17 protein-coding genes are annotated in these 20,328 nt (G+C 72.1%); 10 read left to right on the forward strand and 7 right to left on the reverse strand.

Features of this window, described 5'->3' with window-relative positions; translation table 11 throughout:
* The 4 genes from IPL40_08045 to IPL40_08060 are packed head-to-tail and all read left to right on the forward strand — an operon-like array spanning position 1 to position 4,809.
* A complete protein-coding gene (locus tag IPL40_08045; GenBank protein ID MBK8481114.1) occupies positions 1-1,821 on the forward strand; it encodes a methyltransferase in 1,821 nt (606 codons plus the stop codon).
* The gene (gene trpB, locus IPL40_08050) at positions 1,821-3,014 is read left to right on the forward strand and encodes a tryptophan synthase subunit beta (GenBank protein ID MBK8481115.1); all 1,194 of its coding nucleotides are present in this window, start codon (positions 1,821-1,823) and stop codon (positions 3,012-3,014) included. Before IPL40_08045 ends, trpB begins: the two co-directional genes overlap by 1 nt.
* A complete protein-coding gene (gene trpA, locus IPL40_08055; protein ID MBK8481116.1) occupies positions 3,007-3,822 on the forward strand; it encodes a tryptophan synthase subunit alpha in 816 nt (271 codons plus the stop codon). Before trpB ends, trpA begins: the two co-directional genes overlap by 8 nt.
* A gap of 24 nt (positions 3,823-3,846) precedes the next feature.
* Positions 3,847-4,809: an SDR family oxidoreductase gene (locus IPL40_08060; GenBank protein MBK8481117.1), complete on the forward strand. Its 963-nt coding sequence runs from the start codon at positions 3,847-3,849 to the stop codon at positions 4,807-4,809.
* Here the strand turns inward: IPL40_08060 and IPL40_08065 are convergent.
* Positions 4,806-5,621, reverse strand: coding sequence for a hypothetical protein (locus IPL40_08065; GenBank protein ID MBK8481118.1), 816 nt, complete (start codon positions 5,619-5,621; stop codon positions 4,806-4,808). The two genes, IPL40_08060 and IPL40_08065, sit on opposite strands and share 4 nt — an antisense overlap.
* Before the next feature lie 346 nt (positions 5,622-5,967).
* Between IPL40_08065 and IPL40_08070 the strand changes: the two genes are divergently transcribed.
* Together IPL40_08070 and IPL40_08075 are read left to right on the forward strand one after the other, a co-directional pair.
* On the forward strand, positions 5,968-6,492 hold the full coding sequence (locus IPL40_08070; protein ID MBK8481119.1) for a PaaI family thioesterase: 525 nt from the start codon (positions 5,968-5,970) through the stop codon (positions 6,490-6,492).
* Between the two features lie 56 nt (positions 6,493-6,548).
* Entirely contained in the window at positions 6,549-8,261 is a 1,713-nt protein-coding gene (locus IPL40_08075) for a hypothetical protein (GenBank protein MBK8481120.1), read from the forward strand.
* 101 nt (positions 8,262-8,362) lie between these two features.
* On the opposite strand, the gene IPL40_08080 is transcribed toward IPL40_08075, so the two are convergent.
* Together IPL40_08080 and IPL40_08085 are read right to left on the reverse strand one after the other, a co-directional pair.
* Entirely contained in the window at positions 8,363-10,114 is a 1,752-nt protein-coding gene (locus IPL40_08080) for a hypothetical protein (protein MBK8481121.1), read from the reverse strand.
* Between the two features lie 342 nt (positions 10,115-10,456).
* Positions 10,457-11,869 (reverse strand): alanine:cation symporter family protein, encoded by a 1,413-nt coding sequence (locus IPL40_08085; GenBank protein ID MBK8481122.1) that lies wholly within the window; start codon positions 11,867-11,869, stop codon positions 10,457-10,459.
* Between the two features lie 231 nt (positions 11,870-12,100).
* Between IPL40_08085 and IPL40_08090 the strand changes: the two genes are divergently transcribed.
* Together IPL40_08090 and IPL40_08095 are read left to right on the forward strand one after the other, a co-directional pair.
* Entirely contained in the window at positions 12,101-12,949 is an 849-nt protein-coding gene (locus IPL40_08090) for a hypothetical protein (protein MBK8481123.1), read from the forward strand.
* Positions 12,950-12,955: 6 nt separating this feature from the next.
* A complete protein-coding gene (locus IPL40_08095; protein ID MBK8481124.1) occupies positions 12,956-13,612 on the forward strand; it encodes a DTW domain-containing protein in 657 nt (218 codons plus the stop codon).
* 81 nt (positions 13,613-13,693) lie between these two features.
* Here the strand turns inward: IPL40_08095 and IPL40_08100 are convergent, their stop codons facing one another.
* The gene (locus tag IPL40_08100; protein MBK8481125.1) at positions 13,694-14,482 is read right to left on the reverse strand and encodes a hypothetical protein; all 789 of its coding nucleotides are present in this window, start codon (positions 14,480-14,482) and stop codon (positions 13,694-13,696) included.
* A gap of 197 nt (positions 14,483-14,679) precedes the next feature.
* On the opposite strand from IPL40_08100, the gene IPL40_08105 reads away from it, so the two are divergent.
* A complete protein-coding gene (locus IPL40_08105; protein MBK8481126.1) occupies positions 14,680-15,996 on the forward strand; it encodes an FAD-dependent monooxygenase in 1,317 nt (438 codons plus the stop codon).
* Positions 15,997-16,024: 28 nt separating this feature from the next.
* Positions 16,025-17,332 carry a hypothetical protein gene (locus IPL40_08110; GenBank protein ID MBK8481127.1) on the forward strand — a complete coding sequence of 436 codons (1,308 nt, stop codon included), beginning with the start codon at positions 16,025-16,027 and terminating at the stop codon, positions 17,330-17,332.
* 46 nt (positions 17,333-17,378) lie between these two features.
* Here the strand turns inward: IPL40_08110 and IPL40_08115 are convergent, their stop codons facing one another.
* The 3 genes from IPL40_08115 to IPL40_08125 all read right to left on the reverse strand — a co-directional run bounded on the left by IPL40_08115 (position 17,379) and on the right by IPL40_08125 (position 20,268).
* Entirely contained in the window at positions 17,379-18,944 is a 1,566-nt protein-coding gene (locus tag IPL40_08115; protein MBK8481128.1) for a hypothetical protein, read from the reverse strand.
* A gap of 7 nt (positions 18,945-18,951) precedes the next feature.
* Positions 18,952-19,479, reverse strand: coding sequence for a peroxiredoxin (locus IPL40_08120; protein ID MBK8481129.1), 528 nt, complete (start codon positions 19,477-19,479; stop codon positions 18,952-18,954).
* An 87-nt stretch (positions 19,480-19,566) separates the two neighbouring features.
* On the reverse strand, positions 19,567-20,268 hold the full coding sequence (locus tag IPL40_08125) for a ubiquinone/menaquinone biosynthesis methyltransferase (protein MBK8481130.1): 702 nt from the start codon (positions 20,266-20,268) through the stop codon (positions 19,567-19,569).
* Positions 20,269-20,328: the final 60 nt, after the last annotated feature.

Genomic DNA, 20,328 nt, shown 5'->3' on the forward strand with positions numbered 1-20,328 from the left:
ATGCCGGAGGCTTTAGCAGCGTTGCTCGCCGCCGCCCGCGATCCTGGCTATACGCCGGCGGCCGCGGCGCTCGAGCCTCTGCTCGACGCGCTGGCGCAGGTCGACGAGCGCACCGCGCGCGTGCTGGTGCGCGTGCTCGCGCGTCGCGCTGCTGCGGCTGCAGCCTTGGCGGTGGCGCGCTTCGCATCGGCGCCCGCGGCGGCGCGGCCGTGGCTCTGCGAGCTGGTCGGTCGCGTGGCGAGCGAGGCCCGCGATCCGGCGCTCGCCGACGGGCTCGCCGACGGGCTCGCCGACGGGCTCGCCGAGTGGCTCGTCGCGCGACTCGATGACCCGGACGCGCGCAGCCGACGTCGGGCGATCGTTGCGCTGGGCAAGCTGGCCGATCCACGCCACGAGGCGGCGTTGCTGGCGCGTTGGGCGCAGACCACCGCGCTGCCTGAGCAGCGCGCGCTCGCGGCGGCCCTCGGCCGGCTGGGTCGTCAGGCGACGCTGCGGGCGCTGGCGCAGCCGCTGCCGACCGACCCCGAGCTCGAGCGCATCGCCGAACAGGCCCGCGCCAAGGTCGCCCGCGACGCGCTGCGCGCGACGCCCGGCCGGATCGACGACCAGGCCAGCGCGGCGCGGCCACCGACGCTCTTGCTGCACGTCCGCGCGGGGCTGGAAGCGCTCTTGCTCGAGGAGCTGCCCGCCGGACTGGCGCCGCGGCTGCTGGCCCCAGGACGCGTGGCGATCACCTTGCGCGGGCCCTTGCGGCAGCTCTGGGCCGCGAGGACCTTCCTCGACTGCGGCTTCCCACTGCCGCTGCAGCGCCTCGATCCGAGGGCCACGGCGCTGGCGACGGCGGCAGGGGAGGGGCCTCCGGCAGGGGAGGAAGCTGCTCCGCCCGCGCTGCCGGCCTTGGCGACCGCGGTGGTCGAAGCGCTGACCAGTCCGCTCGCGTTGGAGATCTTTCGCACCTTCACCAGCGGCCCGCCGCGCTATCGCCTCGAGTGGGCCCAGGGGGGCGCGCGACGCGCACTGACCTGGCGGCTCGCCGCCGAGGTGACGCGACGCGAGCCCTCGCTGATCAACGACCCGCGCGACGCGCTCTGGCAGGTCGTCGTTTCCGAGCGGGTGTATCGTGGGGCGCCGACGGCGGCGTTGGAGCTGTGGCCGCGCGGGCTGCACGATCCGCGCTTCGACTACCGCGTGAGTGCACTCCCCGCCTCCTCGCATCCGACCCTCGCTGCCGCGTTGGCGCGCGTCGGCGGTGTCGAGCCGGATGACGTGGTCTGGGACCCCTTCGTCGGCGCGGCGACCGAGCTGATCGAGCGCGCGCGCCTGGGCGGCGCCCTGAGGCTCTACGGCACGGATCACGATCCGGCGGCGCTCGAGGCCGCCGCGCAGAATGTGCAGGCGGCGGGGGTGGCGGGGGTCGAGCTGGTGCGGGCCGATGCGCGCACCTGGCGGCCTCCGGAGCCGGTCTCGCTGGTCATCACCAACCCTCCGATGGGGCGCCGGTTGCTCGCCGGTTCGGGCGTCGGCACGCTGCTCCAGGCCATGCTGAGCCAGGCTGCGGCGGCGCTGCGCCCCGGCGGACGCGTCGTGCTGCTCTCGCCGCTGCCCGCGCTCACGCTGCAGCAGGCCGAGCAGGAGGGGCTGCGCGCCACGCGGCGCCAGCGCGTCGACATGGGGGGCTTCAACGCCGAGCTGCAGTGCTTCGTCGCGCGCGGGCGCGTTGCTGCCCGCGGGACGCGAGGACCGGCCGGGCGCTCGGGGCCGCCTGCGGGCCCTGGTGGCGCTCGGGGCCGCGTGCTAAGAACCCGCGCGGAGTCCAGCTAATGCAGCAAAATGGCCGATTCGGTGAGTTTGGCGGCAGCTACGTGCCCCAGATTCTGGTGCCGGCGCTGGAGCAGCTCGAGCAGGCTTTTCTCGCGGCGCAGCAGGACGCGGCGTTTCAGCAGGAGCTTGAGGCGCTGCTGCGCGACTATGCGGGGCGCCCCACACCGCTCTATCGCTGTCGCAATCTCTGCGCCGCGACCGGCGTCAGGCTCTACCTCAAGCGTGAAGACCTCTTGCACGGCGGCGCGCACAAGACGAATCAGGTTCTAGGCCAGGCCCTGCTGGCCCGGCGCCTCGGCAAGACGCGCCTGATCGCCGAGACCGGTGCCGGTCAACATGGGGTGGCGACGGCGCTGGCGGGCGCGCTCTTTGGCCTGCAGACGCAGATTTACATGGGCGCCAAGGACGTCGCACGCCAGCAGCCGAACGTCTTTCGCATGCGCCTGATGGGGGCCGAGGTGATCCCCGTCGAGAATGGCTCGCGCTCGCTGAAGGATGCGATCAACGAGGCGCTGCGCGACTGGGCTCAGAGCTTCCCGACGACGCACTATGTATTGGGCACGGTTGCCGGTCCGCATCCCTTTCCGCTGATGGTGCGCGAGCTGCAGCGCGTGATTGGTCGCGAGGCGCGGGCCCAGCTCCTCGCGGCCGAGGGGCGACTGCCTGACGCCGTGATCGCCTGCGTCGGGGGCGGTTCGAACGCCATCGGTATCTTCTCCGACTTCGTTGACGACGCGGCGGTCGAGCTGATCGGCGTCGAGGCGGCGGGGCATGGTCTGGCGAGCGGGCGACACGGGGCGACCCTGCAGGCCGGTATCCCTGGCGTGCTGCACGGCTCGCGCACGATGCTCCTGCAGGACGAGGACGGTCAGATCATCGAGTCGCATTCGATCGCCGCCGGCCTCGACTATCCGGGCGTTGGTCCCGAGCACGCCGCGCTGCAGGCCAGCGGGCGCGCGCGCTACGTCGGCATCACCGACGGTGAGGCCCTCGCCGCCTTTCGCGCCCTGGCGCGCCATGAGGGGATCATCCCGGCGCTGGAGAGCGCCCATGCGCTCGCCTATGCGATGCAGCGCGCGGCCGAGGTCGCGCCTGAAAGCCTGCTGCTGGTCAATCTCTCCGGCCGTGGTGACAAGGACCTGCAGCAGGTGATGCAGCTCGAGCCCACGAGCGTGGAGGTCGGCCATGCCTGAGCGCTACGCTCCGCTCTTCGAGCGGCTGCGCGCCGCGGGCGAGGGCGCCTTCGTGCCCTTCAGCGTGCTCGGCGACCCCGATCCGGCGACCAGCCTCGAGATCGTGCGGACCCTGGTCGAGGCCGGAGCGGACGCGCTCGAGCTCGGCCTGCCCTTCTCCGACCCCGTCGCGGATGGCCCGACGATTCAGGCCGCCGACGTGCGCGCGCTCGCCGCTGGCACGCGCTTGCAGCACGCCTGGGCCCTGATCCGCGCCCTGCGGGACGAGTTTCCTGCGCTGCCGATCGGGCTCTTGGTCTACGCCAATCTCGTCGAGCGCCACGGCGCGCCGGCCTTCTACGCGACCGCGGCCGCCGCCGGGGTGGACTCGGTGCTGGTCGCCGACCTGCCGACCTTGGAGGCTCCGCCCTACGTCGCTGCGGCCCTCGCGGCCGGGATCTCGCCCGTGCTGATCGCCACGCCGAGCTGTTCCGACACGACCCTCAGCGAGATTGCGCGCCTCGGCGCCGCTTATACCTACGTCGTCGCGCGCAGCGGCGTCACGGGCGCCGACATGACCGCGCCCGCGCTCGATGGCCGACTCCTCGAGCGGCTGGCTGCGGTGCAGGCGGCCCCGGCCTTGCTCGGCTTCGGCATCGCGCATCCCGAGCATGTGCGCACCGCGCTCGCGCTGGGCGCCGCGGGCGCGATCAGCGGCTCGGCGATCGTGCAGCGTATCGAGCGCCACCTCGACGCCCCGAGCGAGATGCTGCGGGTCTTGGCCGCCTTCGTGCGCGAGATGAAGGCCGCGACGCGGCAGGCCGGCTAGGGCGCGGCAGCAGGATCAACGACGATGCAGGCCCTGGTCACCGGCGGTGCCGGCTTCATCGGCTCGCACCTGGTCGAGCGCCTGCTCGCCGAGGGCCATGCCGTGCGCGTGCTCGATAACCTGAGCACGGGTAGGCGCAGCAACCTCGATGCACTGCTCGGGCGCGTCTCGCTGACGGTGGGCGACATCCGCGACGCCGCGCTGGTCAACGCGCTCAGCACCGGCTGCGACTGGGTCTTCCACCAGGCCGCGATCGTCTCCGTGCCGCGCTCCGTAGAGGATCCGCTGGAGACCCATGCCGTAAACCTGGCGGGGACGCTCAACGTGCTCCAGGCCGCCCGGGACCAAGGCGTAGGCCGCGTCGTCTTCGCCTGCTCCGCCGCAGTCTATGGCGATGACGCCGACGGCGACGACGCCGATGGCGATGCCGCGCCGCCGCCGCAGCACGAGAACCTGCTGCCGGCGCCCGCGTCTCCTTATGGGCTGGAAAAGCTGACCGGCGAGCACTACTGCCGCTTGTTCCACCGGCTCTATGGGCTCGAGACCGTGGCGCTGCGCTATTTTAATGTCTTCGGCCCGCGCCAGGACCCGCGTTCTGCCTACTCCGGCGTGATCAGCATCTTCGTCGCGCATGCCCTCGGCGGCACGGCTCCGACGATCTACGGTGATGGCGAGCAGACGCGTGACTTCGTCTACGTCGAGGATGTCGTGCGCGCCAACCTGCTCGCCGCCACGGCGCCCGCTGCAGTCGGGCGCAGCTACAACATCGGCCGCGGCGAGGCGACGACGCTCAAGCAACTCGTGGCGGTGCTGGGCCACCTCGCTGCGTCGGGCCTTGCGCCCCGGCACGCAGCCGCACGCAGCGGCGACGTGCGGCACTCGCGAGCGGACCTCGCGCGGGCGCGCAGTGAGCTTGGCTATCAACCAACGGTAGAGGTGCGCGAGGGTCTGCGACGCCTCTTGGCCTACGAGCGCGCGCTGCGCTAGCGCTTGACGCTCTTGGTGGCGCCACGGCCACCCCCCACATTGGCGCCCCCATTGGTTGGGGCCTTGGCGCTGGCTGGGGCCTTGGCGCTGGCTGGGGCCTTGGCGTCGCTCTGGAGCGCGGCCTTCGGCGCCTCTTTGGCCGCCTTGGCGGTCTCCTTCGTGGCGCTGGCCTTGAGCGGCTTGGCCGCCGCGGCGGCGGTCTTGGCGCCGTTGCCCCCGCTGAGGCTCTTGGGGGCCGCCGCGGTGGCGCTCTTGGCTGCCGTGGCCTTCGAGGCGACCTTCTTCAGTCCGCTGGCCGGCGTCGGGTTCGCGGGCGCAGCCTTGCTCGCCGTGGGCGCAGGCGCGCGCTCGGTGTCGCCCTTCGGCTTTGCGCTGGCCGGCCTCGCCGCCTCGGCCGCCGCGAAGGGCAGCGCGTGATAGACGCGCTTGGTCGCCTCGAGGACCTCGCCGAGCGCCGGGGTGACCTCGGCGGTGCAGCGAATGCCCGTCTGCTGCACGCCCTTGAGGAACTCCTCCCAGCCGGCGTGATCCCAGCTGCCGCGCGTCTGGGCGACGAACTTCGCCGCCTGCGCCGAGACCGCGTGCAGGACCTCACCGACGCCGCGGCCAACGTCGTGTTGCGTGGCCGAGTCCTGCAGGCGCTTCATCGACTCCAGCGTGGCGCCGAAGCAGCGCTCAACGTCGCCGCTCAGCGCGACGCCCTTCTTGCGCACGTCGGCGACCAGGCCGCTCCAGGCCTCGTCGTCCCAACGGCCCTTCTGCTTCTCGACGAAGCTCGCCGCGCGCTTGAGCAGATCATCAAGGGTCACCATGAATCCGGCCTCCTGTCGTGTCTTGCCGGTGGGTGCAGTCGGCCGCAGCAGCCCGCACGCCACACGCCCTCGTGGTCCGCGGTGCTGCTGGCACCAGGGCCACCCTCAATACCCGCCGCTTGCGCGTTCTGGCCTGCGGGCAGAGGAAGAAACCCAAGGCCGAACGTACGGTTTTTCGCTGAACGGCAGAGCGCCGCTAGCATGAAGGCGCTCGCCCTCAGAAGTCAATGCTGAAGCGCCGCTTCGCCTCACGGGGGGCACGAACCTTCCTGCGCGCTCAGGGCGGGCTGGTGGCGCTGGGGAGCTTGCCCTATGCTGCGCCGCGGAGCCCCGCCGAGCCCTGCCGATGAGCCCATCCGCGCTGCAGCCCGATCGATGCGAAGTGGCCTGGCTCGATCAGCTCGAGCCGGGCTGCCTGCGGCTGCTGCGGCCACCCGGCGCGCTCGCTGGGGCGACCTTCTTCGTCGAGACCCCCGATGATCGCGTCACGGTGCGCTACGCGCTCCGCTCGGCGGATCGCGCGGTGCTCGGCCGCGTCTGGCTCGGGCCCGCGAGCCAGGGTCCGCCGGGTCACGCCCATGGCGGCGCGGTCGCAGCCCTGCTCGACGAGGCGATGGGCGCGGTGGCTTACTTGCGGCGCGGCTGCGCGGTGTTGACCGCGCGGCTCGAGGTCGACTTCCTGCGACCGCTGCCGGTGCGCCGCGGGGCGCTGCTCGAGGCCACGGTCGTCGAGGAGGATGGGCGCAAGCTGATCACGCGGGCGCGGCTGCTCAACGAGGCGCATCACGAGGTGGCGCGGGCGCAGGGCCTCTACCTCGAGCCGCGTACGCCGATCGCCTGGCGGCCCTTCGCGCTCGAGGCTAGCGCCTGATGCCCGGGCCTCCGCTGCCCGCAAGGTCGCTGGACCCCTCGCCGACGGAGCGCTGGATGGCGGGAGCCGGCGGCGCCCGCTGGCTCTGGCTCGCTGCTGCTGCGCTCGTGCTGCTGGCGCCGGTGCTCGTGCGCTGGCCCGCGACGCCGTGGGCGATCGACACTGGCCAGCCGCAGCCGCGAATTGTCGAGACCGATGAAAGCACCTTTTATCGGCACTACGTCGCCTATCCGCACCATCGCCCGGTCTATGTCGACCAGACGACGATGCACGCGCTCTTGCTGAAGCGGGTGGTCGCGGCAGTCGCGCGTTTGCGCGGTCAGCCCGTGGCTGCGCTCGAAAGCCCGGCCATCGGTTATCGCATCGGCCGCTGCGCGAGCATCGTCGCCTCGCTCGCGCTCTTGCTGCTCGTGCTGCTCGGGGGCGCGGCCTTCGGTCTGCGCTCCAGGCTCGAGCGCACCTTGGCCGCCGGGCTGCTTGCGCTCTCGCCCTTGCTCTCGGTCTACGGCCATCTCTTCCTGGCCGACGCGCTCAACGTCTTCTGGATCTACCTCGGCTGCTGGGTCTTCCTGCGCTTCGCCGCCAGCGGCAACGAACGGCTCCTGCTGCTCTTCGCCGCGATCGCCGGCTTCGCCACCGCGACCAAGTTCTCGACCACCTACTTCCTCGTCCCCGGTGTGGCCATGCTGCTGCGCGCCCGGCGACCGCTGGCGCTCTTGCCGGCGCTGGCGCTGATCGCCGCGGGGGCGTTCTGGCTGGGCAACGGCTTCAACTACGGCCCCGAGCAGCTCCAGGAGGCCGGCAGGTTCCTGCGCTTCGTTCAGGCCGGCGAGGGGCTGACCCTCGACGTGGCGGCGAACCTTCGCCGTCAGGGCGCCTACGTCGTGGCCGCGCTCGGACTGCCGACGACGCTGCTGCTCGTCGCCGCGCTGCTACCGGTGGCCGCCGCGCTGCGTGCTTATCGCCGCCGGCGCGTCCTCCGTGGCGCCGCGCCGCGCGCCGCCAGCGTGGCCGGATCGGCCTGGGCGCGGGTGCTGCCCCTGCTGCGGCGGCCGGCGCGTCTGCGGTACACGCTGGGGCGCGCCGTCGGCGCTCAGGCGCTGCCGATCGTCGTCGCCGGACTGCTCTTGCAGCTCGCCATCTTCGCCACCTCGGGTGTTGGCGGCTTCTTCGCCCGGCACGTCATCCCCTTCGTGCCGCTCCTGGTCTTCGGCGCCGTGCGCAGCCTCACCTGGCTGTTGCGTCGACCGGGCTACCGGGTCGCCGCCGCGCTGCTCCTGCTCGGCTATCAGCTCGTCCTCTGTCTCGACGGCGAGCGCGCCTACTACGCCGACCCGCGGCAGGCGGCGCGCGCCTGGATCGAACGCGAGCGACCGGCGCAGATCCCGATCTTCGCCGATTTTTACGCGCAGCTCGTCGTCGCTGGCCTGCCCCACAGCAGCGCGGTCAGCAGCATCGGCCCCTCGCCGATTCCGCCCTGGCGGCAGGAGCACTATTTCGTCACGCATCAGGCGACCTACGGGCGCTATCTGCTGGCCGACGCCTGCGCCGAGATCCTGCATTGCCTGGGGGGACCCTCCGCTCACCGCTTCTTCCGTCGGCTGCTCGCCGGGGAGCTCGAGGGCTATCGGCTCGTCCACGTCGCGAAGCCGGGCTACGTCATGCCCGAGCACCGCCTGCTGCGCTGGGCCGTGCCGACGCACCCCTTCCCGGAGGTCGGCGAGGTTCGCATCTACCACGTCAGCGCGGGGGCGGAGCCGCACGGCTGAGCGGCGCCGCAGGCCGCCGCGAGCGTCGAGCCAGCGCGGCGCGTGCAAGGCAGCTAGGCCGCGCGCGCGGCGCCGGTCGAGACCGCCAGCGCGGGTCCCGCTCAATCCTTCACCAGCGCCTCGACGCCGGCCTCGAAGAGGCGCTGGGCCTCGTCGGGGTTGGGGGCGATCGCCGTCATGCCGAGCTGCCCATTGACGCTGGGCATGGTCAGCATGTGCAACACGATGCCCTGCTCCCGCCGGTGGTCGAAGGCGAGCCCAGCGCGCGCGACGCGGCCGATCACCTCGTCAGGGCTTAGGCCCTGCAGCAGCGACAGATCACTCGTGGCGCGGTCCGCGGTGAGATAGCTCGTCGGGCGACCGGTGGCCTGGCTGAGCCATTCGCCGCGCTTCACGTCGTAGCGTCCGGGCACCCAGGCCTCGAGGCCGCGGCGTGCTGGCATCGGTCCGACCGTCCGCAGGTTGATCTCCAGGGCATGCTGCAGCAGACCCGCGGGACGCTCGCTGACCACGGCGTCCTGCCCGTAGGGGCCGAAGATCCCGCGCCGCGCCAGCTCCTCGCCGATCGCGAGCCCGCTCTGCTGCAGCGCGTCCCGGTCCGCCGCCGGCGCCGGGAAGAGGGCGCCGCGGTAGCGGCTGCCGCGCGTCGCAAAGGCCTTGGGATCGGCCGGGTCGATGAAGAGCTGCAGGTGGGTCGATAGCGCTTCGACCGCTCCATCGGGGTGGACGATGCCCTGGAAGCTCGGCGCGCGAATCGCATCGACGAGCTGCTCAGCGACGATGCCGACGTTGCGCGCCTCGGCGCTGTAGGTCGACCAGTCGGTGGCGGTGTTGGCCAGCTCCGCGCGCCCGGCGCTCAAAGCGTCGCGCAGCAAGGCGAGGCGCTCTCCCTTGGAGGTCGCGCGCTCGAACCCCTCCGGGAGCGCGAAGGCGGCGTTGCCCTTGCCGCAGCTGCTCACGCAATGCTTGAGCATCCAGGCGTCGGCCTCGGGCGTCTGACGGCTCAGCGCTTCGATCATTGGGGCGAGCTCGAGCACGTCGCGCGCCACCCTCGTCGAGGGCAGGCGCGGCACGCCCGCCGCGTCGATCAACGCGAAGCCGCCATGCTTGCTGCCCCAGCTCGTCTGATGCGGGAGCAGGCCGTTGAGCGGCGCGTCGAGCGCCAGGGCGACCAGCCACTCGTTCACCGTCGCATTGTAGGTCTCGAGGACGGTTGAACCCCCGCGCGCGAAGTCGTGTAGCTGCTCCAGCAGCTCCGGTTGCCCGAGGATGGTCTGCGCCAGCGCCTGCGTGCCGCCCTGCTGCGGCGAGAGGAAGTGAAGGCGGCGCCGCACCGCGTCGCCGTCGGCGAGCAGGCCGAGATAGTAGTCCTGGACGACCCGGGGCACGGGCTTCGAGCTGACGAAGAGCACCTCCTTGCCGCTGGCGGCCAAGGCGACGGCCTGCGGGAGCTGACGCGTCTCGAGGCCATGCGGTGTGTCCAGCTCCTCGGGTCTGAGGGAGAGCGAGGGCATGACGATGACGCGCTCGCGCGCCTCAAGGGGCTGCGTCGCCAGGGCGCTCCGCAGGTGGCCGGCCGCCATTCGGTCGGCGAGCGGTCGCAGGACCCGCGGAAGCCGCCCGCCTTTGCTGAGGAGCATGCTGCGCAGCAGACCGCGCCACGCGCTTGCGCCTGCCGCAGCCTCGCTGCGCCGAGGCGCGAGTGCGGCGTCCACGCCAAGCACCGCCGTATGCTCGCTGGGCGTCGCGCCAGCAGTGTGGGGGGCCAGGGTGGCGAGCCCCAGCGCGAGCGTGAGCGCGAGCACGCGCAGTCGGGTCGAGCTGGAGAGGAGCAGGGATCGCGGCGCTAGCATCGTTGAATCACCTTTCCGTGAAGCTTTCCGTGAATGAGCTTCCCGGCCGCCCCCGTCAGCACTAAGCGTGCCGGACGCGCAAGCCCCTCGGCGTCAGCCGCGCCCGCCCTCGCCAGCCGCGCCGAAGGTCTCGGAATTAGCAGTGATGCTCGTCGACCAGCGGTAGCCGTGGGCTGCGCGAAGCCTTCGTTCGTTGCTATCGCGTGGGTAGGAATCGCCGCTTTGCTGCGTCCGTTCCGACCTCGTCGTCGGAACGCGCGTGCGCCGGCTCAGAGGGGGTTCAGCAGGCACCGCAAACTGCAACGCGAGACGCGACGCTAGCTGCGACGCTCAGCGCAACGCTCAGCGCCAAATCGCGTGGTCGATGCCCTCGCCGAGCTCCGGGTAGTCCCCGGCGCGGAAGCGGGGCGCGTGGCCCGCGCGGCGCTGCCCGAGATAGTCGCGGGTCAACTTCACGACCGTCGGCGAGAGGAGCAGTATCGCGACCAGATTGATCGTCGCCATCAAACCCATCGAGGCATCGGCAGCGGCGAAGACCGTGGTCACGCTCTGCTGGGCGCCCCAGAGCACCATCGCCAGCGCGAGCACGCGGAGCACGATCAGCCCGCGGGTCTGACCGCGGCCGAGGAAGACCACGGCGTTCTCCGCGTAGGTGTAGTTGCCGATGATCGAGGTGAAGGCGAAGAAGAAGACCGCCACGGCGAGGAAGTACTTCCCGGCCGCGCCGAGATGCACGGTCAACGCCGCTTGGGTCAGCTGGGTGCCGGTCACGCCCGACGCGGGATCGAGCACGCCAGAGAGCAGGATCATCACGGCCGTGGCGCTGCAGACGAGCGGCGTGTCGATGAACACGCCGAGCGCCTGGACGAAGCCCTGCGACGAGGGATGGTGGGGGTCGGGGGTCGCGCAGGCGGCGATGTTGGGGGCGGAGCCCATGCCGGCCTCGTTCGAAAACATGCCGCGCTTGACGCCGTGCAAGAGCGCGGCGCTGACGCTGCCCGCCACGCCGCCAAGCGCCTGTCGCAGGCCGAAGGCCTTGGCGACGATGGTCAAGAGAATGCCCGGGACAGCGGCGAAGTTGGTGATGAGCACATAGATCGCGGCCAGCAGGTAGGCCCCGGCCATGAAGGGCACCATCACCTCGGCGACGCGCGCGATCTGCCCGAGGCCGCCGAAGATGACCGCGCCGGCGAGCGCCGCCAGGGCGATCCCCACCGCCGGCCTCGGCAGGCCGAAGGCGCCATGGACGGCATCCGCGATGGCGTTGGCCTGCACGGCGTTGAAGACCAGGCCAAACGAGACGATCAAGCAGACCGAGAAGACGGCCGCGGCCCAGGGCGCCTTGAGGCCCCGCGCGATGTAGACGGCCGGACCGCCGCGAAACTGCCCCGCGTCGTCTTTGACCTTGTAGAGCTGAGCGAGAGTGCTCTCGGCGTAGGCCGTGGACATGCCCATCAGCGCGACGACCCACATCCAGAAGATCGCCCCTGGGCCGCCGAGCGAGAGCGCGATCGCCACCCCGGTGAGGTTGCCGGTGCCGACGCGGGAGGCGAGGCTTACCGTCAGCGCCTGAAAGGGCGAGATGCCCGCGGTGTCGGGCTGCTTCGAGCCGCGAATGACGCGAAAGAGCTCACCGAAGTGCAGCACCTGCAGCGCGCGCAGCCGCAGCGTGAAGTAAATCCCCACAGCGAGCAGTCCGTAGACGAGGACGTTCTCCCACAGCAGGCGATTGATTGCATCGATGGCGGTAGACATCTGTTGCTCCAGCGGCGACCACGCTGATCGTCCCGCACCCTACGTGGCCAAGGGCCGCGGCACAATCCGCCCGCTGCACCCGCCTCACTCCCTCGCCCCGCGATAACCTCGGGGCGGTTCCGCTCGTTCGCCTTTCCGTTTTTGGCTCGGCGCGGTTCTGCTCTCGGACCGCCAACGGACGCACTCTGCGCGGTCCTCGACGCTCGTCCGCCCCTGAAGGAGTCCATCCCCATGAAGCTGCTTCGCCTGTCGCTGATTCTCGCTTCGACCTTGGCCCATGGGCTTGGCTGCAGCGACGACGCGCCGCGCGCCGATCGCGGTCTCGGCAAGGACGCAGCGCTGCACGATCTGGGCGCGACGACGCGCAACGATCGGGGCGCCGCCGGCGCTCGCGACGCAGCGGTGCGCGCGGACACCAGGGTCAGCGTCGATGCCCGTGCGGGCAGCGCTCCCGCGGTCGGTGATGCGTGCAGCGGCGACACGACCTGCCCCACGAGCTGCCTCACGGCGCAGGCGTACGGCTTTCCCGGCGGTTACTGCTCCGCGCAATGTTGCGGCAACGCGGCGGCCTGCGGCCAGGGAAGCCACTGCGGCGCGGCCGTCCAGAACTTCGCCTTCTGCCTGCGCGACTGCGCCAGCGCCGCCGACTGCCGCCAGGCTGCGAGCTATGTCCGCTTCGATAGCGACAACGATGGCAAGAAGGAGTGCATGCCGCAGGGCAGCGGTAGCGGCGTCGTTGGGGCGTCCTGCGCCACGACCGCAGATTGCGCGGGCGGCCAGCATGCGCTCTGCGCCACCGCGACGAACGGCGGCTTCGTCGGGGGCTATTGCTCGATCGCTCTCTGCCAGGCCTCGCCCCAGGAGACCTGCCCCACGGGGAGCCACTGCGTCGATCACAGCGTGGCCGGCCGCCGCGCGGCCTGCGGAAAAAGCTGCGTGTCGAACCCCGATTGCCGCGCGTCCGGCTACGCCTGCTACGACGCGGATCGCGACGGCAAGAAGGAGTGTGCCGCGGCGGCCGCCCGGCATCGGTTGACCCGCGCGCGGGCTTGCATTCCTGGGCTGGCCCCGACAGTGTAGGGGCCGATGGATCCCGCCGAAAGTTGCTCCTCCTGCCTCAAGCCCGCGTGGCTCTGCGTCTGTGCGGCGATCACGCCGGTGAGGGCGCGCACGCGGGTGTTGATCCTTCAGCATCCGCAGGAGCCCGACAAGGCGCTGGGTAGCGCGCGCCTGGCGCATCTCGGCTTGCCCGGCTCGACCCTGCGCGTCGGCCTTTCTTGGCCCAACCTCGCGGCGGCGCTCGGCGAGCCCGGGCAGGCCCAGGACAACAAGCAATGGCTGGTGCTGCACCTCGGCAGCGCGCGGCCCGCGCCGAACGCGGGGCCGCTGCAGCTCGTCGATAGGAAGGGTGCGCCCCTGCCAACCGACGCGCGCGCCGCGCCCCCCAAGGGGTTGCTGGTGCTCGACGGTAGCTGGAGCCAGGCCAAGACGATGTGGTGGCGCAACGCCTGGCTGCTCAAGCTCCAGCGCGGCGTGCTGCGGCCGCCTCGGCCCTCGCTCTACCGCGAGGCGCGCAAGGAGCCGCGTCGTGAGGGGCTCTCGACGCTGGAGGCGATCGGCCTGACGCTCGCGGAGCTCGAGCACGATCCGGCGCTGCTCGAGGCCCTGCTCGGCCCCTTCCGCGAGCTGCTGCGTCGCTACCGCCAGGGTCGCGCCGAGGCCGCGCCGACCCTCTGCGCGTAGCGCCGATCCTTTGCGCGTAGCGCCGATCCTTTGCGCGTAGCGCCGATCCTTTGCGCGTAGCGGTCCAGGGCGCGCGGCAGCCTAGAACGCCAGCCCCAACGCCAGGCCGCCGCCGCTGGGCAGCTGCAGCGGCGCGAGCGCCCAGCGGATGGCCACGGGCTCGGGCGCGGGCTTGAAGTCGGCGGCCTGATAGCGGCGCCAGGTCGCGACCAAGCGCGTTGGCTGCGTCAGGATCTGCGTCTCGCCGATCGCCCAACCCAGCCCGAAGTTGAGACCCGCCTGCCCCCAGCGCTGATACTGCAGCCCGATCCACAGGCTCAGACCGGCGTTGACCAGCAGGTTGCCGAGCTGGGTCACGATGCCGGCGCCAAAGGCCTCGCTGCGCGCGCCGCGGCAGAGCGCACGCTCGGCCAGCGCGAGCGTGGCGGCGTCGGCTTCCCCGCCCTCGCGGGCCAGCCGCGCCTCGAGGCGTGGGCTGTCGCCGATCACGGTCAGGGGCATCAGCCAGAGCGGCAGCACGCCGCCGACGCTGAAGGCCGCGCCCACGGCGAGGATCGTCCGATCCGCCCGCTGGTCGACCCAGGGCAGCGCGCTGAGCTGCGCGAGGGCGAGCGCGCTGTAGGTGCCGCCGAAGGTCAACGCCCAGGCCAACGCGCGACGGCGCTCGCGCTTGAGCTGCGCGCGGATGAAGGCGATCCGCGCCGCCCGCTCGCGCGCGCTGCGCAGGGGAGCGGGCAGGGGAGCAGGCGAGGGATCGCAGGGGCTTGTGGTGGCGCCGACCGAGGCGGCGACGAAGAGTGTGAGCAGCGCAGCGGTCAACGCTCCGAGGCGCAGGCTGCGGCGCCGCGGCTGCGATCGGAGCGGTGTCAATCGCGGGGCAGCGTCGCGCATGCCGCGCAGTATCGCCCGGGCCAGCGGGGGGCGTCGAATCCGCCGAGGCCAGGGTAAACAGACACCGCGCCGGTGGCGCGCCGCCCGCGGTCGCTGTGGCCGCGGGCTTGATCGGCCGGGGCGCGCATGAGAAGGATCGAGGCGGGTCGGGCGCTCGGTTGGCGTGGGAGGTCGGTATGGGGCAGAGGCGGAACTGTCCATGGTGGTGCGCGGCGGCCCTGCTGCTTGCCGCGCTGCAGACGAGCCGCACGGCCTGGGGCCGCGAGGCGCCCTTGGCACACGTCATCGGTGGCGGCCCGGCGGGCCTGGCGTCGGCGAGCGCGCTGGCAGAGGCGGGTTGGCGGGTCCACCTCTATCAGCATCATCCTGAGGCGCCGCCGCGGCAGCATCTCGCGGTGGTCGGCCTAAACACGGCGCGCTGGCTCGCATCCCAGGGCTGCCAGGCCTTGCAACCCGTCAGCGAGCGCGGCGTTTTCGACCTGGGTGCGCTTCGTCTTCGTCGCGTCGCGCTGGCGCAGCAAGCGCCGCCACGGGATTATCCGGATTGCTGGATCGCCGGGGCGAGCACGCATCTAGCGCCAATTGCGGCGATCGAAGCGGCTCTGCGCGAGCGAGCCGCGAGCCGCGGCGTGACGCTCCTCTCCGGCAAGCGCGTGCTCGACGTGCGCGCCGAAGAGGGCGGCAGCAGGTTGGTCCTCGAGGGTTCGCCCGACGCTCTTGAGACCCCGCCGGCGCAGCTCGTCGTCGATGCCAGCGGCCGCGGTAGCCGCTTGCCCTGGAGCGGGCAGGTGCCGCCGCGCGACGAGGCATCGGCGGCGAAGACGCTCTCCTCGTGGATGAGCCTGGCCCGCTTCGACGCGCAAGAGGGCGCGCCGCGTATCGTCGGCTCGGACGCGAGTCAGGGCCAACGATACCAGCGCGCACACCCTGGCCAGGCGGACCTGCTGCTCTTTCGTGTCGCTGATCCACGGGTCCCCAACGCCGTTGTGGTCGGCGGCGTGCAGCGCTATCGCGACGGCCGCGGGCAGCTCAGCGTGGAGCACCCTAGCCGGCGAGAGCGGCCCACAGCCGACCAGCGGGACGCGCTGCTCCTGGCCGTAATGCGCGAGCTGGGGCTCGACGGGAACGCCCTGCAGCTGGAGACGGCGGCCACCTTCTGGGCCGGGCTTTCGCGCCTCTCGACCTATTGGAACCGCAACCCCTTCGCGCCGATCGTGGTCGTTGGTGACCGCGCGATCGAGCCCCATCTGCGGATGGGATCCGGCGTGTCGTCGGCCGCCGCGGCGGCCGTACTCGTCGCCCAGTTGGCGGCGGCGCTGAATCCGCAGGACCGTAGCAGCACCCCTGACGCCGTCCGCATGGCTGTTGCCGCCTTCGAGCGGAAGATGGCACTCTTGGCCGACCGGCTGGTCGAGACGGCGGCCGCGTACCTCCCCGCCCATGAGAGCTGGCTCAATGCCTTTGTGCCCCGCAGCTTTGCCGTGCAGGATTGACTGAAGGCTGCAGGGAAGCGCGCGGACGATGAGGCCACGGAAGGGACGGAGGGCGGCGCGCGCGGCGCGCGCAGGCGCGCGCTCGCGCGAGGCGCTCCTGCCGCCCGGGCCAGCGACGAGCAGGGTCGAGGCCGACGCGCCGCCGCTGGCCCCGGCGGCCGGCCTCGACCGCGCGGCGGCCTGGCTGGGCACGCCCCTCGGTATCTTTCTCATCAGCCGCGCCTGGCTGCTGATCGCCTGCTACCTGGGCTTGCGGTGGGATCCGCAGCTCGCGCCCGATCCGCTGCTGCTGCCGCTGCACGACGGCGCGGAGCCCTATCGGGCCTTCCCCGGGGCGCTCGCGCTCGATGGCTGGGTGCGTTGGGACTCGGCCTGGTACCACGCGATCGTGCAACACGGCTACGCCTTCACGCCGGGCCAGCAGAGCAGCGTCGCGTTCTTCCCGCTCTATCCGCTGCTCAGCGCCCTGTTGGCCTGGCCGCTGCGCGCGCTGCTGCCGGCGCATCAGGCCTTCTACCTCGCCGCTCTCGTGCTCTCGCAGGGCGCCTTCTACCTCGCCTTGCTCGGGGTCTGGCGGGTCGCCGAGCCGCTCGTCGGCCGACGCGCGGCCCAGCGCGCGCTTTGGCTGCTCTGCCTCTTCCCCTACGCGTTCTTCTTCAGCGCGGCCTACACCGAGGCGCTCTATCTCGCGCTGGTGGTCTGGGCCCTCTACCTGGCGCGCCTGGGCCGCTGGCCGCTGGCCTGCGCGCTGGCGGCGCTGGCCAGCGCGACGCGCAGCACCGGTGTGCTCTTGCTGCCGCTGCTCGGGCTCGAGCACCTGCGGCGCCTCGGTTGGCGCCTTCAAGACCTCGACCGCCGCGCCTGGTGGCTGCTGCTCGCGCCCGCGGGCCTGCTGGCCTTCATTGGCTACCAATGGCTGCGGCTCGGCAATCCGCTCGCCTTCGTGCAGGTACAGGCGGCGTGGCAGCGCAGCTTTGCCCTGCCGAACGTCGCCCTGATGTGGCGCTACGCGGGCATGGCCGCGGTCGATCCGCTCTCGCGCCTCGACCTCGCGCTGCAGCTCGTGCTGGTCTTCGCCCTGCCGATCGGTGTCGTGCTGGCCTGGCGTCGCTGCGGCTGGCTGCTGGGCGCCTTCTGCGCCCTCAGCCTGCTGCCCGCGCTGACCGCCGGCAGCGCCGCGGCGCTGGGCCGCTTCACGGCGGTGGTCTTTCCCTTGTTCATCGCGCTCGCGCCCGCATTGAGGCGGCGCTGGCTGCTGGGGTCCGTCGCGCTGATCGCGCTGACGCTGCAGCTCGTTTTGACCTACGGCTTTTCGCACTGGCGCTCGCCAGTCTGAGGTCACGCGCGCGGTCGAGGCCGCTCGCCGGCGCGCGCCGGTCGCCTCAGCCGCGCGGAAAGACGCGCGAGTAGCTCGGCGGCGGGGGCCCGCAGAGGCCGTCGCGCTGCAGCAGCACCCATTCGGCGCGGGTGGCGATCGGACGCCAGCCGGTGGCCAGCGCGGCCAGCCCGCGGTGGGCCACGAGATAGTTGGCTGCCCTGCCCTCGGCGCCGAGGGTGCCGCGCTCGATCACCTGCTGCGGGACGATCGTAAAGAGCGGCACGTCGCGGTGCAGGTAGCTGTAGCCGCCGCTCCAGATCTCCTGCGTGCCGAGCAGCCCCAGGCCGCAGAGGTCTGGCCGCTGCCCGGCCTCGAGCAACAACGCGTTGACGGCGGCGGTGACGGCCCAGGGCGAAACGCCCACCTCGGGGCGCAGCGGATGCTGGCCGAGGTCGAGCTGCGTCAGTCGGGTGGCCCGCCAGGCCCCGCTGGCCGCCAGCAGCAGCCCGAGCGCGATCACCGCGCTCCGCGTCGGCGGGCGTCGCAGCCAGCGCGGCGAGAGCCGGTCGCCGAGGCCCAAGAGCCCGCTGGCCGCCACGGCGAGCCATAAGGGCAGCACGGGGACGATGAAGCGCAGCTCCTTATGCGGCACGAGGCTGTGGATGACGACGAAGCCCGCGACGAGCAGCGCCACGCCGCGCGCGCGGCCGAGCAGCGCCCCGCCCAGTCCTGCAGCCAAGGCGACGGTCAGCGCCAGCCCCGCGGCGGAGCTCAGGGTCGTCAGGTAGAAGCTCGCGGGCGAGACCCCGTAGGCCGAGGCGCGGCCCTCGAGCAGGTTGTAGCTCAGGTAGCGGCGAAAGGCGTGAAAGGGGGCGCCCCAGCTCAGCCAGTCGAGCAGGCCGCCGACGAGGGCGGCGATGACGATGGCGCCCGCCGCGAGGAATGCCGCCTCGCGGCCGCGCCGCTGGGCCAGCAGCCAGCCAAGGAGGCCGACGACGACGAGTCCGTTCTGAAAGCGCAGAAAGACCGCCAAGCCCGTCAGCAGACCCGCCAGCAGCGCCCGTCGCGGTCCCTGGCCAGGCGTCGGCGCTGCGCGGGGCGCCGCATACCACGCCCCGGCGCAGAGCAGGGCGGCGCTTGGCACCTCCGTCAGGCTGCGCCAGCCGAAGAAGAGCAGCGGCGGAAAGGCGAGGGCCAGCAGGCCGGCGAGCCAGACGGCGCGCGCTCCCGCCCAATGCCCCGCCAGCCGCAGCGCGAAGTAGAGCGCGGCGACGCTACAGGCGGCCAGCAGCAGTCTGGCGAGCGCCAGCAAGGTCTCCGCCTGCGTGACGCCGAGCGCGGCGGCGGCGCGCCAGAGCCAGGCGATCGCGCCGGGAAAGAGCCAGGAGCGCGCGCCGTCCGTGAACTCCCAGGAGACGAAGCCGTAGCCGAAGGCCGCGCGATGCGCCGGCTCGAGCGTCTGGAAGATCTCATCCGGCCAGAAGACCGAGTGATTGCGAAGGGCGAGCAGGGAGAGGGGCAGGGCGGCCAGCAGCGGCAGCAGCCATTGGGCACGCGCGCTGGAGCTGCTGGGTGGCGGCGACGGGGCTGGCGCGGACGCGCCCGCGCGTCGCTTGCGCAGGCGTGCCACGGGACGGTTACTTCGTGGACTTGAGGTACGCCAGCATCGTCTTGGCGTCCGAGACCTCGAAGGGATCGCTGCCGCAGTTGTCGCTGAAGCCGGCCTCGACGAACATCTTCTCGATCTTCTTGTCGTTGACCACCATCGAGTAGCGCCAGGAGCGCTGGCCGAAGCCGAGGTTGTCCTTGGCCACCAGCATGCCCATCTTGCGCGTGAACTCACCGGAGCCATCGGGCAGCAGGAAGACCTTGCTGGTCCCGAGATCCTTACCCCACTTGAACATCACGAAGGCGTCGTTGACCGCGAGGCAGATCACGCTGTCCACGCCCTGCGCGCGAAGCTGGTCGAAGAGCTCCTCGTAGCCCGGCAGATGGGTCGATGAGCAGGTCGGCGTGAAGGCGCCTGGCAGCGCGAAGAGCACGACGCGCTTGCCCTTGAAGAGCTCGTCGGTGGTGCGATCCTGCCAGCGGAAGGGATTCGCTCCGCCGACGGCCTCGTCACGCACGCGGGTCTTGAAGACGACATCGGGAACAAAACGGTCCATCGGTTACGCTCCTTGGTTGAGGGTTCGGTCTGAGGCCCTGGGGGCCACAGCCCGCCACGAGCCCTTGCCCGTAGCACAGCCCATTGCTCAGGACAACGTTGGGTCCTGCCCCGCGACGCGCGCCGTGAAGAGGTGCACCGAGCCGAGGCCCATCCGCCTGCAGCGAGGCTCTTGCAGGCCCGCTTTGGTGAGCAGGCCAAGGAACTCGGCCGGAGCGGGAAAGGCTGCCATCGAGCGCTGCAGATAGCGGTATTCGCGCGCGCCCGAGAGCCAGGCGCCCAGCACGGGGACGACGCGCTGCACGTGCCAGCGCGCCAGCGGGGCCAAGAAACCCTGGCGCGGCTCGCCGAGCTCGAGCACGGCGACGATACCCCCGGGGCGGGTGACACGCCGCAGCTCGCAGAGCGCGGCCAGCCGGTCCGGCACATTGCGGATCCCGAAGGCGACGCAGCAGCCGCCAAAGCTCGCCGCGCCAAAGGGCAGCCGCAGTGCATCACCGCGCGTCAGCTGCAGCCGGCCCGCGGCACGGGCGCCCTGCGCTGCCGGCTTGCGGGCGCCCTGCGCCAGCATGCGCGCGCTGGGGTCGAGGCCGACGACACGAACCTGGGTGTCGGCAGCGAGGAGCGCCAGGGCCACGTCGGCCGTACCCGTGGCCAGGTCGAGCACGGTCGCTGGGCTGCTGCCCTCGCCGAGCACCGCGCGCACGAGCTGCCGGCGCCAGCGGCGGTCGAGACCGAGGCTCATCAGGCGATTGAGCAGGTCGTAGCGCGCGGCGATGCCGTCGAACATCGCGCCACTACCCTGCGGCGGGTCGGTGGCCCTCGGCTCGCTCGCGCTGCCGCCCCCTGC

The sequence above is a fragment of the Pseudomonadota bacterium genome (assembly GCA_016711215.1).
Lineage (GTDB): Bacteria > Myxococcota_A > Polyangia.

Coding starts and splice junctions, on each gene's coding strand:
- IPL40_08085 (MBK8481122.1), bottom strand. CDS start 11,869: ATGTCTACCGCCATCGATGCAATCAATCGCCTGCTGTGGGAGAACGTC.
- IPL40_08090 (MBK8481123.1), top strand. CDS start 12,101: ATGAAGCTGCTTCGCCTGTCGCTGATTCTCGCTTCGACCTTGGCCCAT.
- IPL40_08095 (MBK8481124.1), top strand. CDS start 12,956: ATGGATCCCGCCGAAAGTTGCTCCTCCTGCCTCAAGCCCGCGTGGCTC.
- IPL40_08110 (MBK8481127.1), top strand. CDS start 16,025: ATGAGGCCACGGAAGGGACGGAGGGCGGCGCGCGCGGCGCGCGCAGGC.
- IPL40_08075 (MBK8481120.1), top strand. CDS start 6,549: ATGGCGGGAGCCGGCGGCGCCCGCTGGCTCTGGCTCGCTGCTGCTGCG.
- IPL40_08070 (MBK8481119.1), top strand. CDS start 5,968: ATGAGCCCATCCGCGCTGCAGCCCGATCGATGCGAAGTGGCCTGGCTC.
- IPL40_08125 (MBK8481130.1), bottom strand. CDS start 20,268: ATGTTCGACGGCATCGCCGCGCGCTACGACCTGCTCAATCGCCTGATG.
- trpB (MBK8481115.1), top strand. CDS start 1,821: ATGCAGCAAAATGGCCGATTCGGTGAGTTTGGCGGCAGCTACGTGCCC.
- IPL40_08105 (MBK8481126.1), top strand. CDS start 14,680: ATGGGGCAGAGGCGGAACTGTCCATGGTGGTGCGCGGCGGCCCTGCTG.
- IPL40_08065 (MBK8481118.1), bottom strand. CDS start 5,621: ATGGTGACCCTTGATGATCTGCTCAAGCGCGCGGCGAGCTTCGTCGAG.
- IPL40_08120 (MBK8481129.1), bottom strand. CDS start 19,479: ATGGACCGTTTTGTTCCCGATGTCGTCTTCAAGACCCGCGTGCGTGAC.
- IPL40_08080 (MBK8481121.1), bottom strand. CDS start 10,114: ATGCTAGCGCCGCGATCCCTGCTCCTCTCCAGCTCGACCCGACTGCGC.
- IPL40_08045 (MBK8481114.1), top strand. CDS start 1: ATGCCGGAGGCTTTAGCAGCGTTGCTCGCCGCCGCCCGCGATCCTGGC.
- IPL40_08060 (MBK8481117.1), top strand. CDS start 3,847: ATGCAGGCCCTGGTCACCGGCGGTGCCGGCTTCATCGGCTCGCACCTG.
- trpA (MBK8481116.1), top strand. CDS start 3,007: ATGCCTGAGCGCTACGCTCCGCTCTTCGAGCGGCTGCGCGCCGCGGGC.